The sequence below is a fragment of the Pseudomonas sp. ATCC PTA-122608 genome, from assembly GCF_001952855.1.
In the GTDB taxonomy this organism is placed as follows: domain Bacteria; phylum Pseudomonadota; class Gammaproteobacteria; order Pseudomonadales; family Pseudomonadaceae; genus Aquipseudomonas.
Map to the genome: position 1 here is coordinate 17,026 of NZ_LPNO01000013.1, position 14,262 is coordinate 31,287.

A 14,262-nucleotide genomic window follows, 5' to 3' on the forward strand; every position below is an offset into this window, starting at 1 on the left:
CTGCAAGGCGGCCCGTTTGAGGAGATAGCATGATCGTTCGTCCCGTACGCAGCAGCGATTTACCGGCCCTGATTGATCTGGCGCGCAGCACCGGCACCGGCCTCACCACCTTGCCGGCCAATGAAGAGCGCCTGACCCACCGGGTCGGCTGGGCTGAAAAGACCTTTCGCGGCGAAGCCGGGCGCGGTGATGCGGACTACCTGTTCGTGCTGGAAAACGACGAAGGCCGCGTGGTGGGGATTTCCGCCATCGCCGGTGCCGTCGGCCTGCGTGAGCCTTGGTACAACTTCCGGGTCGGCCTGACGGTCAGCGCCTCCCAGGAGCTGAACATCTACCGTGAAATCCCGACGCTGTTTCTGGCCAACGACCTGACCGGCAACTCCGAGCTGTGCTCGTTGTTCCTGCACGCCGATTACCGCAACGGCCTTAACGGTCGCATGCTGGCCAAGGCACGCCTATTGTTTATCGCGGAATTTTCGCAGCTGTTCGGCAACAAGATCATCGCCGAAATGCGCGGCATGTCCGACGAAGCCGGGCGCTCGCCGTTCTGGGAAAGCCTGGGCCGGCACTTCTTCAAGATGGAGTTCAGCCAGGCCGACTACCTCACCGGCGTTGGCAACAAGGCGTTTATCGCCGAACTGATGCCGAAGTTTCCGCTGTACAGCTGCTTCCTGTCCGAGGACGCACGCAACGTGATCGGCAAGGTCCACACCGACACCGAGCCGGCCTTGAGCATGCTCAAGAGCGAAGGTTTCAGCTACCAGGGTTACGTCGACATCTTCGACGCAGGCCCGGCGGTGGAGTGTGAAACCACCAAGATCCGCGCCGTACGCGATAGCGAGGCGCTGGTGCTGGCGATTGGTACGCCGGGTGACGACGCCACGCCGTTCCTGATCCATAACCGTAAACGCGAAGATTGCCGCATTACCGCCGCACCGGCGCGGTTGGCTGCGGGCACCCTGGTGGTCGATCAACAGACCGCCAAGCGCCTGCAACTGATCGCCGGTGATCAAGTGCGCGCCGTACCGTTGTCCGCTGCCCGGGAGTCGAAATAATGAATTCGCTATACATCGCAGGTGAGTGGCTGGTTGGCCAGGGTGAAGTGTTTGAGTCGCTGAACCCGGTGACCCAGCAGGTCGTGTGGTCGGGGAATGGCGCTACCACCGAGCAGGTCGAGTCTGCCGTTCAGGCCGCACGCCAGGCATTTCCAGCCTGGGCCAAGCGCTCCCTGGAAGAACGCCTGAGCGTGCTGGAAGCCTTCGCCGCCAACCTGAAAAGCCGTGCGGACGAACTCGCCCGCTGCATCGGTGAGGAAACCGGCAAGCCATTGTGGGAATCGGCGACTGAAGTCACCAGCATGGTCAACAAGGTCGCGATCTCGGTGCAAAGCTACCGCGAACGTACCGGCGAGAAGAGCGGCCCACTGGGCGACGCCACTGCCGTGCTGCGCCACAAGCCCCACGGTGTGGTGGCGGTGTTTGGTCCTTACAACTTCCCGGGTCACCTGCCTAATGGGCATATCGTGCCGGCCTTGCTGGCGGGTAACACCGTACTGTTCAAACCGAGCGAGCTGACCCCGAAAGTCGCCGAGCTGACTGTGCAATGCTGGATCGACGCCGGTCTGCCGGCGGGCGTGTTGAACCTGCTGCAAGGCGCGCGGGAAACCGGGATCGCCCTGGCGGCCAACCCGGGTATCGACGGGTTGTTCTTCACCGGCTCCAGCCGCACCGGCAACCATCTGCACCAGCAATTCGCCGGGCGCCCGGACAAGATCCTCGCGCTGGAAATGGGCGGCAACAACCCGCTGGTGGTGGACGAAGTGGCCGATGTGGACGCGGCGGTGTACACCATTATTCAGTCGGCATTTATCTCGGCCGGCCAGCGTTGCACCTGCGCTCGTCGCCTGCTGGTGCCGGAAGGCGCCTGGGGTGATGCGTTGCTCGCACGCCTGGTGGCGGTGAGTTCGACCATTGAAGTCGGCGCGTTTGATCAAACGCCTGCGCCGTTCATGGGCTCGGTGATTTCCCTTGGTGCCGCCAAGGCGTTGATGGATGCACAGGAACTGCTGTTGGCCAATGGCGCCGTGGCGCTGTTGGAAATGACTCAACCCCAGGCTCAGGCTGCGCTGCTGACGCCGGGGATTATCGATGTGACCGAGGTCACGGATCGCGCTGACGAAGAGCTGTTCGGCCCGCTGCTGCAAGTGATTCGCTACGCTGATTTCGAGGCAGCGATTGCCGAGGCCAACAACACCCAATACGGCTTGGCGGCCGGGTTGCTGTCGGATTCCGAAGCGCGTTACCAGCAGTTCTGGCTGGAAAGCCGTGCCGGGATCGTCAACTGGAACAAACAGCTGACGGGTGCCGCGAGCAGCGCGCCATTTGGCGGGGTAGGGGCTTCGGGCAACCATCGCGCCAGCGCCTATTACGCGGCGGATTATTGCGCGTACCCGGTGGCCTCGCTTGAGACCCCGAGCCTGGTGCTACCGGCGACGTTAACCCCAGGTGTGACGCTTAAGTGAAAGTGACACTGATCTAATGTGGGAGCTGGCTTGCCTGCGATGGCATCACCTCGGTGCATCTGAATGACCGAGTTGCCCGCATCGCAGGCAAGCCAGCTCCCACACTTGATCGGGTTAACAGATACAGATCTGCACTTGATGCCTATAAAAATACAGATGTTCGTGGAGCCTCGCCGATGAAATCCTGTGAAGTCAATTTTGACGGTCTCGTGGGGCCGACCCATAACTACGGCGGTTTGTCCTACGGCAACGTCGCGTCCCAGAGCAACAGCCAGCAGTCCTCCAACCCGAAGGAAGCGGCGCTGCAAGGCCTGGCGAAGATGAAAGCCCTGATGGAAATGGGCTTTGTGCAAGGTGTGCTGGCGCCCCAGGAACGTCCGGATGTGGCCGCCTTGCGCAGCCTCGGTTTTGCCGGCACCGACGCACAAGTTATCCAACAGGCCGCCAAGCAAGCCATGCCGCTGCTGGTTGCCAGCTGCTCGGCGTCGAGCATGTGGGTGGCCAACGCCGCCACCGTCAGCCCGAGCGCCGACACAGCCGATGGCCGCGTTCATTTCACCGCCGCCAACCTCAACTGCAAATACCACCGCAGCATCGAGCACCCGACCACCAGCCGCGTGCTGGGGGCAATGTTCGCTGACCAGAAGCACTTCGCCCACCACGCTGCATTACCGGCAGTGGCGCAGTTCGGCGACGAAGGCGCGGCCAACCACACGCGTTTTTGCCGTGACTATGGCGAGGCGGGCGTAGAGTTTTTCGTGTTTGGCCGCAGTGCGTTCGACACCCGCTACCCGGCGCCGCAAAAGTACCCGGCGCGCCAGACCCTCGAAGCCTCCCAGGCAGTCGCTCGCCTGCACGGCCTGCGGGATGGCGGCGTGGTCTACGCCCAGCAGAACCCGGCGGTGATTGATGCCGGTGTGTTTCACAACGACGTGATCGCAGTGGGCAATGGCGAGGTGCTGTTCTATCACGAGGACGCGTTCCTCAATACCGAACAGATGCTCGGCGAATTGCAGGGCAAACTCGGCAAACTCGGCGGCAACTTCCAGTCGATCTGCGTGCCCCGGGCCCAGGTTGGCGTTGAAGACGCGGTGCGCTCCTACCTGTTCAACAGCCAGTTGCTGACCCGCGCCGACGGCTCGATGCTGCTGATCGTGCCGGAAGAGTGCCGTGCCAACGAGCGCGTCTGGCAGTACCTGCAAGGCCTGACGTCCTCGGGCGGGCTGATCCGCGAAGTCAAAGTCTTCGACCTCAAGCAAAGCATGCAGAACGGCGGTGGCCCGGCGTGCCTGCGCTTGCGCGTAGCGTTGAATGAAACCGAACTGGCGGCGGTCAACCCAGGGGTTATCATGACGGCGCCGTTGTACGACACCCTGACCCAATGGGTCGACAAGCACTACCGCGACAGCCTGCGGGAAACCGACCTGGCTGACCCGCAATTGCTGCTTGAGTGCCGGACGGCACTGGATGAACTGACGCAAATCCTTAAACTGGGCTCGGTTTATCCTTTCCAGATCAATTAACGCCGCACGGCTGAGAACTATTTATGACCACCGACACCCTGAAACTGATCCTTGAAGACACCGACGGCACCCAGCTGGAAACCTCCTGCACCCGCGTCGCCGTGGTGTGGCAGGGCAAGGAGATCTGGATCCAGCACGACGGCCGTGGCCAACTGCTGATCGGCGTTGACGTGGAAGAAGGCGACGCGGAATACGCCAACCTGCTGATGCGCCCATTGGCCACCAACCTGATGAGCCTGCAACTGGAAATGGAACCAGCCGACGTTGAAGGTGATGACGACGATCACGTCCACGGTCCTGGCTGCAACCACTAAGGAAGCCGCTTATGCTCGCCCTCGGCAAACTGCTTGAACTGACCCTCGCCGGTCGCGAACCGGCGCAAAAAATTCAACTGACTGTCGATGGCGTGCAACTGCGCTGGCTCAGTGAGGGCGCGCTTGAAGTGCGGCCTCCTGAGGCGCGGGACAACGGCAGCGACGTGCTGCTGTCGTCCGGCATCCATGGCAACGAAACCGCGCCAATCGAATTGGCCGACCGCTTGCTGCAAGGCATTGCCCGCGGGGAGATCAAGCCCCGTACCCGTATTCTGTTCCTGTTCGGTAACCCCGAGGCCATGCGCCGCGGCGAGCGTTACCTCGAACTGGACGTCAACCGGCTGTTCAACGGCCGTCATGAACAAAGCATCGGCCCTGAAGCCATGCGCGCCGCCGAGCTTGAGCAGTTGGCCCGCACCTTCTTCAGCGTGCCAGGGCGTAGCCGTTTGCACTACGACCTGCACACCGCCATCCGTGGATCGAAGATCGAGCAGTTCGCGCTGTACCCGTGGAAAGACGGTCGCCAGCATTCGCGTGCCGAGCTGGCGCGCCTGCGAGCCGCCGGCATGGAAGCGGTGCTGCTGCAGAACAAGACCTCGATCACCTTCACCGCGTTTACTTACGAACAGCTTGAGGCTGAGTCCTTCACCCTGGAGTTGGGCAAGGCCCGGCCGTTCGGGCATAACCAGGGCGTGGACGTGTCACGTCTGGAAACCCGTCTCAAGCAGATCATCGAAGGCAACGAGCCGACCACCGAGAGCCTGGACGGCTTGAAGCTGTTCAGCGTCTCCCGGGAAGTCATCAAGCACAGCGATGCCTTCGTCCTGCATTTGCCTGCGGACGTGGAAAACTTTTCGGAGTTGGAGAAGGGGTATCTATTGGCCGAGGACATTGCCAAGACCCGCTGGGTGATCGAGGAGGAGGGCGCACGCATCATCTTCCCGAACCCGAAGGTCAAGAATGGCTTGCGGGCCGGGATATTGATTGTGCCGACCACGGATGCTGGCCTGGCCTGAACCCCGAGACTGACTCGGCCAAAATGTAGGAGCTGGCTTGCCTGCGATGGCATCAACTCGGTCTGTCAGGCGCACCGAGGTGATGCCATCGCAGGCAAGCCAGCTCCTACAGTGTCGCTTAAACCGCTACCGCCCGTGGCTCATTGCGACGCAGTGCGCGAACCTTGTGCAGGGTGTCGGCGCAGGTGCGTGCCGCTTCCTGGCCTTTGTGTACGAAGTGCTCATAAAAGAACGTGTGGTGCTCGCTGCCCGCGTGGAAGTGGTGCGGAGTCAGGGATACCGAGAACACTGGCACTTCGGTTTCCAGCTGAACCTGCATCAGGCCGCTGACCACAGACTGGGCCACGAACTCGTGACGGTAGATCCCGCCGTCCACCACCAGGGCGGCCGCGACGATACCGGCATAACGGCCGGACTTGGCGAGCAGCTTGGCGTGCAGGGGCATTTCAAAGGCGCCGCCGACTTCGAAGAAATCGATGTCCGATTCCTGGTAGCCCTGGGCGATCATTTCGGCGAGGAAACCTTTACGGGATTGGTCGACAATATCCTTGTGCCAGCAGGCCTGGATAAACGCGACACGCTCGCCGTGATGGTTTTTGCTTTTGCTGTCGATTGCGGTGGGTTGCATGTTCTGACTCCTGTTTAAGAAAAAAACAGGGCGTTATGAATCGAATGGGATTTAAGGGTACGCACAGCTGGCTCATGGAAACATGACGTCAGCGCGGCCCTTAGGTGCCAATCCCGTTCTCTCTTCATCCGGACTATGACCGTCGGCCCCGGGATCACACCGGGTCTGCTGACCTTGTCGCCGTCCTGCCGAGGCAGTTCGAGGCGCCAAGCGCTCGCGGGCTATGCACATTGCGTGCAATTACCGCCGGTGGGGAATTACACCCCGCCCTGAGAACGTTGCCGCCAGAACCCTGGCGGCGGAGAGTTTTTATCATGGTTTTTCAGAAACTGCACGGTTGGTTTATCGATAACCTATATCGGTTTGTTTGGTTGGTATTCGATTGTGCAAGCCCGGGGCTTGATATTCCGCGGGTTTGCCCGCAGTAATCGTTAACACAAGAAATGCCCCAATCCGCTAGAGGCTAGTTTGATGACCGTGATTGACCTGCGCAGCGACACAGTGACCCAGCCCACCCCAGGCATGCTCGACGCGATGGCGACGGCGGCCAGTGGCGACGACGTCTACGGCGAAGACCCGAGCGTCAATCGCCTGGAAGCCGAACTGGCCAAGCGCCTGGGTTTTGCCGCCGCGTTGTTCGTGCCCACCGGCACCATGAGCAACCTGCTGGCGTTGATGGCGCACTGCGAGCGTGGCGAGGAATACATCGTCGGTCAGCAGGCTCACACCTACAAATACGAAGGCGGCGGCGCGGCGGTTCTCGGCTCGATCCAGCCGCAACCCCTGGAAGTGCAGGCCGACGGTTCCCTGAACCTTGAGCACGTGCTGGCGGCGATCAAGCCGGACGACTTCCACTTCGCCCGCACCCGCCTGCTGGCGCTGGAGAACACCATGCAGGGCAAAGTCCTGCCACTCGAGTACCTGGCGGCCGCGCGGGCGTTTACCCGGGAACACGGCCTGGCCTTGCACCTGGATGGCGCGCGGCTCTACAACGCGGCGGTCAAGCTGGGGGTGGATGCGCGGGAGATCGCCCAGCACTTCGATTCGGTGTCGGTGTGCCTGTCCAAAGGCCTGGGCGCCCCGATCGGCTCGGTGTTGTGCGGCTCCACGGCGTTGATCGCCAAGGCCCGCCGTTTGCGCAAAATGGTCGGTGGCGGCATGCGCCAGGCCGGCTCGCTGGCAGCGGCGGGGCTGTACGCCCTGGATCACCAGGTCCAGCGCCTGGCCGACGACCACGCCAACGCCCAATGGCTGGGGGATGAACTGCGCAAGGCGGGCTACAGGGTGGAGCCGGTGCAGACCAACATGGTCTACGTGGATATCGGTGATCGGGCTGAGGCGTTGAAGGTGTTTGCTGCCGAGCGCGGGATCAAGTTGAGCGCCGCGTCGCGTCTGCGCATGGTCACTCATCTGGACGTCAGCCGGGCACAGATCGAGCAAGTGCTCGCGACATTTGTCGAGTTTTCCCGGAAATGACAGTGCAGACCGTCTAATTGACTGTTTCTATCACATAAACACGCTGTACCACGGGCAAAGGGCCGATATAATGCGGCCCTTTGCCGTCGCTCCGTCTGATGACGTTTAGCACTGGCCTTTGGCCGCAGCCTCCGTGGAAGAACCTAATGAAAAGCGCAGAAATCCGTGAAGCCTTCCTTCGCTTCTTCGAAGAGCAAGGTCACACCCGTGTCGCCTCCAGCTCCTTGATCCCAGGCAATGACCCAACCCTGCTGTTCACTAACGCGGGGATGAACCAGTTCAAGGACTGCTTCCTGGGCCAGGAAAAGCGCGCCTACACCCGCGCCACCAGCAGCCAGAAGTGCGTACGCGCCGGCGGCAAGAACAGCGACCTGGAAAACGTGGGCTACACCGCCCGCCACCACACATTCTTCGAGATGCTGGGTAACTTCAGCTTCGGCGACTATTTCAAGAAAGATGCGATCACCTTCGCCTGGACCTTCCTGACCGGCGTGCTGAAGCTGCCGAAGGAAAAACTCTGGGTCACCGTCTACGCCACCGATGACGAAGCCTACGACATCTGGACCCAGCAAATCGGGGTGCCGGCCGAGCGCATGATTCGCATCGGCGACAACAAAGGCGCGCCTTACGCCTCCGACAACTTCTGGACCATGGGCGACACCGGCCCGTGCGGCCCTTGCACCGAGATTTTCTACGATCACGGCGCCGACATCTGGGGTGGCCCACCGGGCTCGCCGGAAGAAGACGGCGACCGCTACATCGAAATCTGGAACAACGTGTTCATGCAGTTCAACCGCACCGCCGATGGCGTGTTGCATCCGTTGCCAGCGCCGTCGGTGGACACCGGCATGGGCCTGGAGCGGATCAGTGCGGTGATGCAGCACGTTCACTCCAACTACGAGATCGACCTGTTCACCAACCTGCTGAGCGCTTCGGCCGCGGCCATTGGTTGTGCCAACGACAATCAGTCGTCGCTCAAGGTTGTATCGGACCACATCCGTTCCTGCGGTTTCCTGATCGCCGACGGTGTATTGCCGTCGAACGAAGGCCGTGGCTACGTGCTGCGCCGCATCATCCGTCGCGCCTGCCGCCACGGTAACAAGCTGGGCGCTACCGGCAGCTTCTTCTACAAGATCGTTGCCGCGCTGGTAGCCGAGATGGGCGAAGCCTTCCCGGAACTCAAGCAGCAGCAAGCCAACATCGAGCGCGTGCTCAAGGCTGAAGAAGAGCAGTTCTCCAAGACCCTGGAGCACGGCCTGAAGATCCTCGAGCAGGACCTGGCCGAGCTTAAAGGCACCGTGGTGCCGGGCGATGTGGTGTTCAAGCTGTACGACACCTACGGTTTCCCGATGGACCTGACCGCCGACATCGCCCGCGAACGCGAGCTGACCATCGACGAAGCCGGGTTTGAGCGTGAGATGGAAGCCCAGCGTGTACGTGCCCGTTCCGCCAGCTCCTTTGGCCTGGACTACAACACCCTGGTAAAGGTTGATGTAGCGACTTCGTTCATTGGTTATGAAGCCACCGTTGGCTCGGCCAAGATCGTGGCTATCTATAAGGACGGCAAGTCGGTCGACGTGCTGAACGAAGGTGACGAGGGCGTTGTAGTCCTGGATCAGACCCCGTTCTACGCCGAATCCGGTGGCCAGGTCGGTGACTGCGGTTTCCTGAGCTCGACTTCCGGTCGTTTTGAAGTGCGCGACACCACCAAGACCGGCGGTGCGTTCCTGCATCACGGCGTGCTGGTGCTGGGTAACCTGACCGTCGGCGCGCCGGTGGACACTCAGGTGGATGCCGACGTACGGGATGCAACTGCTTTGAACCACTCGGCCACTCACTTGCTGCACGCCGCGTTGCGTCAGGTGTTGGGTGAGCATGTGCAGCAGAAGGGTTCGTTGGTGGATAGCCAGCGCCTGCGTTTTGACTTCAGTCATTTCGAGGCGATCAAGCCTGAGCAGTTGAAGGCCCTGGAAGACATCGTCAACGCCGAGATTCGCAAGAACACCCCGGTGGAAACCGAAGAAACCGACATCGAGACCGCCAAGAAAAAAGGCGCCATGGCGCTGTTTGGCGAGAAGTACGGCGACGAAGTGCGCGTACTGAGCATGGGCGGCAGCTTCTCGGTTGAGCTGTGTGGCGGTATCCACGCCAGCCGTACCGGCGACATCGGCCTGCTGAAAATCATCAGCGAAGGCGGTGTGGCTTCCGGCGTGCGTCGTATTGAAGCGATCACCGGCGCTGCGGCCCTGGCCTACCTCAATGCGGCAGAAGAACAACTCAAGGAAGCGGCCGGCCTGGTCAAGGGCAGTCGCGACAACCTGATCGACAAGCTCTCCGGCGTACTGGAGCGCAACCGTCAGCTGGAGAAACAGCTGGAGCAGTTGCAGGCCAAGGCGGCCAGCGCGGCGGGCGACGATTTGTCGGCTTCCGCCCTGGACGTCAAGGGTGTGAAAGTGCTGGCCGTGCGCCTGGACGGTCAGGACGGCAAGGCGCTGTTGGCCTTGGTCGATCAGTTGAAGAACAAGCTCGGCCGCGCAGTGATCCTGCTCGGCAGTGTCCATGAGGAGAAGGTCGTTCTGGTTGCCGGTGTAACCAAAGACCTGGCTGGCCAACTCAAGGCCGGTGATTTGATGAAGCAAGCCGCCGCGGCAGTGGGCGGGAAGGGCGGTGGTCGTCCGGACATGGCGCAAGGCGGTGGTGTTGACGCCGGCGCCCTGGACGCGGCCCTGGCCCTGACCGTGCCGTTTGTCGAGGCAGGTATTTAAGACGCTGTTAATGAGCCCGTGGTCTAGTCGCGGGCTCAGTCAGTGCTGGTTGATTGAATAACAGGCGCCCCTTTACGGGCTGAGGCGGCTTAGAAATGGCTTTGATCGTACAGAAATTTGGAGGCACCTCGGTCGGCTCTGTCGAAAGAATCGAGCAGGTCGCCGACAAGGTTAAGAAATTCCGCGATGCCGGCGATGACCTGGTGGTGGTGCTGTCGGCCATGAGCGGCGAGACCAATCGCCTGATCGATCTGGCCAAGCAAATCAGTGGCGATCAGCAACCGGTTCCCCGTGAGCTGGACGTGATCATTTCCACCGGTGAGCAGGTGACCATCGCGTTGCTGGCCATGGCGCTGAACAAGCGTGGTGTGCCGGCGGTGTCCTACACTGGCAACCAGGTCCGCATTCTTACGGATAGCGCGCACACTAAAGCACGCATCCTGCAGATTGATGATCAGAAGATTCGCGCTGACCTGAAGGCCGGTCGTGTAGTGGTTGTCGCCGGTTTCCAGGGCGTCGACGAACACGGCAACATCACCACCTTGGGTCGTGGCGGTTCCGACACCACCGGCGTGGCCCTGGCGGCAGCCCTGAAGGCTGACGAGTGCCAGATCTACACCGATGTGGATGGCGTCTACACCACCGACCCGCGGGTTGTGCCCGTGGCTCAGCGCCTGGACAAGATCACCTTCGAAGAGATGCTGGAAATGGCCAGCCTCGGTTCCAAGGTGTTGCAGATCCGTGCCGTTGAGTTCGCCGGCAAGTACAACGTTCCGCTGCGCGTACTGCACAGCTTCAAGGAGGGTCCGGGCACCCTCATTACTATTGATGAAGAGGAATCCATGGAACAGCCGATCATTTCCGGTATCGCTTTCAACCGTGATGAAGCCAAGCTGACTATCCGTGGCGTGCCAGACACCCCGGGCGTGGCCTTCAAGATTCTGGGCCCTATCAGTGGCGCGAACATCGAAGTCGACATGATCGTGCAGAACGTTTCGCACGATAACACCACCGATTTCACCTTCACCGTGCACCGCAACGAGTACGATGCGGCGGAGCGGATCCTGCAGAACACCGCGAAGGAAATCGGCGCCCGTGAAGTGGTCGGCGATACCAAGATTGCCAAGGTGTCGATCGTGGGCGTGGGCATGCGTTCCCATGCGGGCGTTGCCAGCCGCATGTTCGAAGCCCTGGCCAAGGAAAGCATCAACATCCAGATGATCTCCACGTCGGAAATCAAGGTGTCGGTGGTGATCGAAGAGAAGTACCTGGAACTGGCTGTACGCGCACTGCATACCGCTTTTGAGCTGGACGCTCCGGCCCGACAGGGCGAGTGATGCGTTGCCAGGAAGGCGCGGTTATCCGCGCCTTTCATTTTTTTGTCGGGCGCGTGGTGAAGACCTGTTCTTTTACCTGGGCTCGACAATACTTAGGCAGGTAGGGCTATGACCATTTGGTTGTAGGTCGAATGCCTTTTTTTTGCAGACTGTTGTTCCCGAAATGAAATGCGTGAGGAGAAAGGTATGCTGATTCTGACTCGTCGATGCGCAGAAAGCCTGATTATTGGTGATGGCGAAATCACCGTGACCGTGCTCGGCGTTAAAGGCAATCAAGTGCGTATTGGGGTTAACGCTCCGAAAGAGGTGGCTGTCCACCGCGAGGAAATCTACCTGCGGATCAAGAAAGAGAAGGACGAAGAACCAAGCCATTAATTTTTATCGTTTTTTATGTTTGCAAACGGGGATGAAGCTGGTTAATATACGCCCCGTGTTGCGGAGAGCTGGCCGAGTGGCCGAAGGCGCTCCCCTGCTAAGGGAGTACACCTCAAAAGGGTGTCGGGGGTTCGAATCCCCCGTTCTCCGCCATTATTTGCTTAGTACGTTGCAATCTGGTTTTTTCGCTAAGTTGTTGAAACTAAACGAAAAAATAGCTTTACATAGAGATTGAACGGCCTATAATGCGCGGCAACAAATGCACTCGTAGCTCAGCTGGATAGAGTACTCGGCTACGAACCGAGCGGTCACAGGTTCGAATCCTGTCGAGTGCACCATTTAAGAGTTAGTTGCAGCAATGCAGGTAACTTGGCTTCAACCAGTTGTGATCTGGTCTAAAAACACAATCTGCACTCGTAGCTCAGCTGGATAGAGTACTCGGCTACGAACCGAGCGGTCACAGGTTCGAATCCTGTCGAGTGCACCAAACAACAAAAAGCCCGCCAAGTGCGGGCTTTTTGCCGTCTGGGGTTTTTATTTCCCGCGGCGTCTTTTTCTCCCGCCCATGTGTTTTCCTTTTGAGCTGCGTCGTCGCAGTTCATATGTGTGGCCAATGCTCAGCTTTGTGTCGCAAGCGCTTGTTCTTTCCAGTTTTTTGACGTTAAAAGCGGCCGCCCGGTGTATCATTGCGCCCGTCAGCCCCGCCGGGGCTTGTGGAACACTTCCATGGACTTACCCAGTAGCTACTCAGTACCCCGTTTTACCAATCATGAATTGACTGATTGATCCTTCCGGCGTGCCCTGCTGCTGGGAGTGGAGTTCGCCTATGACCGAAGTTGAAGTAAAGAAAACACAAGAAAGCCTGCAGGATCGCCTGGCTCAAGTCGTCGAGCTGCTGCAGCGCCAGCGCGTGGTCGAAGACCTGACGCATCGCCAGGAAGGCGCGAATCACGACCGGGTCGAGAACCTTGTCCACCGGCAAAACCTTGTCGAGCTGCAACGCAAGCTCGATGACCTGCACTCTGCCGACGTCGCCTACATCCTCGAAGCCTTGCCGCTTAATGACCGTCTGACTCTGTGGCAGTTGGTCAAGGCTGACCGCGACGGCGACATCCTCCTCGAAGTATCCGACTCGGTCCGTGAAACCCTGATCGCCGACATGGACGATCACGAGCTCCTGGCTGCCGCCAAGGACATGGATGCCGACGAACTCGCTGACCTGGCTTCCGAGCTGCCGCGAGACGTCGTTCATGAGCTGATGGAAACCCTCGACGCTCAACAGCGTGAGCGCGTGCGTTCGGCGTTGTCCTACGACGAGGAGCAGGTCGGTGCACTGATGGACTTCGAGATGGTCACCATCCGCGAAGACGTCAGCCTGGAAGTGGTTCTGCGTTACCTGCGCCGCCTCAAGGAACTGCCGGGCCACACCGACAAACTGTTCGTGGTCGATAACGAAGGCATTCTCAAGGGCGTGCTGCCGATCAAGCGCCTGCTGGTCAATGACCCGGACAAGAAAGTCGCGGACGTCATGGCCAGTGATCCGGTGAGTTTCCATCCCGACGAAGACGCTTACGACGCCGCCCAGGCGTTCGAGCGTTATGACTTGATCTCGGCCCCGGTGGTCGACAAGAACGGCAAGCTGATCGGCCGTCTGACTATCGATGAAATGGTCGACCTGATTCGTGAGGAGAGCGAAAGCGAAGTCCTCAACATGGCCGGTCTGCGGGAAGAAGAAGATATTTTTGCGTCAGTCTGGAAGTCCCTGCGTAACCGCTGGGCCTGGCTGGCGGTCAATTTGATTACCGCGTTTATTGCATCAAGGGTTATTGGCCTGTTTGAAGGCTCCATCGAGAAGCTGGTGGCCCTGGCGGCGCTGATGCCGATCGTTGCCGGGATTGGCGGTAACTCGGGTAACCAGACCATCACCATGATCGTACGTGCCATGGCGCTGGATCAGGTGGGTACCGGCCATGGTAAGCGTTTGATGCGCAAGGAGCTTGCGGTCGCGCTGATCAACGGCGTGGTGTGGGGTGGTGTCATTGGCATCGTGGCGTACCTGCTGTATGGCAGTTGGTCGCTCGGCGTGGTCATGACCGCGGCGATGACGCTTAACCTGCTGTTGGCGGCCTTGATGGGGGTTCTGATTCCAATGACCCTGGTACGCCTTGGGCGCGACCCGGCCATGGGCGCTAGTGTCATGATCACGGCCATGACTGACAGTGGCGGCTTCTTCATCTTCCTTGGCCTGGCAACCATCTTCCTGCTTTGATCCCTTCTATAGGCCAGGGGGCTTTTGCCCCCTGATCC

Annotated in this window: 11 protein-coding genes, 3 tRNA genes and 1 riboswitch; of the genes, 13 read left to right on the top strand and 1 reads right to left on the bottom strand. The window is 60.1% G+C overall.

The window, feature by feature from the left end:
- The first annotated feature begins 29 nt into the window (after nt 1–29).
- The 5 genes from astA (at nt 30) to astE (ending at nt 5,374) form a co-directional block, all read left to right on the top strand.
- A complete protein-coding gene (gene astA / locus AU074_RS12720; RefSeq protein ID WP_076015018.1) occupies nt 30–1,055 on the top strand; it encodes an arginine N-succinyltransferase in 1,026 nt (341 codons plus the stop codon).
- Nucleotides 1,052–2,521, top strand: coding sequence for a succinylglutamate-semialdehyde dehydrogenase (gene astD, locus AU074_RS12725; protein ID WP_173860380.1), 1,470 nt, complete (start codon nt 1,052–1,054; stop codon nt 2,519–2,521). The genes astA and astD overlap by 4 nt, the downstream gene beginning before the upstream one ends.
- A 176-nt stretch (nt 2,522–2,697) precedes the next feature.
- Nucleotides 2,698–4,044 carry an N-succinylarginine dihydrolase gene (gene astB / locus AU074_RS12735; RefSeq protein ID WP_076015021.1) on the top strand — a complete coding sequence of 449 codons (1,347 nt, stop codon included), beginning with the start codon at nt 2,698–2,700 and terminating at the stop codon, nt 4,042–4,044.
- A gap of 23 nt (nt 4,045–4,067) precedes the next feature.
- Nucleotides 4,068–4,358 (top strand): hypothetical protein, encoded by a 291-nt coding sequence (locus AU074_RS12740; RefSeq protein ID WP_003214319.1) that lies wholly within the window; start codon nt 4,068–4,070, stop codon nt 4,356–4,358.
- An 11-nt stretch (nt 4,359–4,369) separates the two neighbouring features.
- Nucleotides 4,370–5,374, top strand: a complete 1,005-nt coding sequence (gene astE / locus AU074_RS12745) for a succinylglutamate desuccinylase (protein WP_076015022.1) — start codon at nt 4,370–4,372, stop codon at nt 5,372–5,374.
- Nucleotides 5,375–5,492: 118 nt separating this feature from the next.
- On the opposite strand, the gene AU074_RS12750 is transcribed toward astE, so the two are convergent.
- Nucleotides 5,493–6,002 carry a 6,7-dimethyl-8-ribityllumazine synthase gene (locus tag AU074_RS12750; RefSeq protein ID WP_076015023.1) on the bottom strand — a complete coding sequence of 170 codons (510 nt, stop codon included), beginning with the start codon at nt 6,000–6,002 and terminating at the stop codon, nt 5,493–5,495.
- Between the two features lie 111 nt (nt 6,003–6,113).
- Nucleotides 6,114–6,283: riboswitch (FMN riboswitch) on the bottom strand.
- Between the two features lie 190 nt (nt 6,284–6,473).
- Here AU074_RS12750 and ltaE point away from each other — a divergent pair.
- The 8 genes from ltaE to mgtE all read left to right on the top strand — a co-directional run bounded on the left by ltaE (nt 6,474) and on the right by mgtE (nt 14,224).
- Nucleotides 6,474–7,478, top strand: a complete 1,005-nt coding sequence (gene ltaE / locus AU074_RS12755; RefSeq protein ID WP_076015024.1) for a low-specificity L-threonine aldolase — start codon at nt 6,474–6,476, stop codon at nt 7,476–7,478.
- Nucleotides 7,479–7,624: 146 nt separating this feature from the next.
- Entirely contained in the window at nt 7,625–10,243 is a 2,619-nt protein-coding gene (gene alaS, locus AU074_RS12760; protein ID WP_076015025.1) for an alanine--tRNA ligase, read from the top strand.
- A gap of 95 nt (nt 10,244–10,338) precedes the next feature.
- Nucleotides 10,339–11,580 carry an aspartate kinase gene (locus tag AU074_RS12765; RefSeq protein WP_076015026.1) on the top strand — a complete coding sequence of 414 codons (1,242 nt, stop codon included), beginning with the start codon at nt 10,339–10,341 and terminating at the stop codon, nt 11,578–11,580.
- Nucleotides 11,581–11,766: 186 nt separating this feature from the next.
- The gene (gene csrA, locus AU074_RS12770; protein ID WP_002554426.1) at nt 11,767–11,955 is read left to right on the top strand and encodes a carbon storage regulator CsrA; all 189 of its coding nucleotides are present in this window, start codon (nt 11,767–11,769) and stop codon (nt 11,953–11,955) included.
- 62 nt (nt 11,956–12,017) lie between these two features.
- Nucleotides 12,018–12,108 (top strand) — tRNA-Ser (locus tag AU074_RS12775).
- A 108-nt stretch (nt 12,109–12,216) separates the two neighbouring features.
- Nucleotides 12,217–12,293, top strand: a tRNA-Arg gene (locus AU074_RS12780).
- Nucleotides 12,294–12,365: 72 nt separating this feature from the next.
- Nucleotides 12,366–12,442: transfer RNA gene (locus AU074_RS12785), tRNA-Arg, on the top strand.
- 339 nt (nt 12,443–12,781) lie between these two features.
- A complete protein-coding gene (mgtE, locus tag AU074_RS12790) occupies nt 12,782–14,224 on the top strand; it encodes a magnesium transporter (protein ID WP_076015027.1) in 1,443 nt (480 codons plus the stop codon).
- Nucleotides 14,225–14,262: the final 38 nt, after the last annotated feature.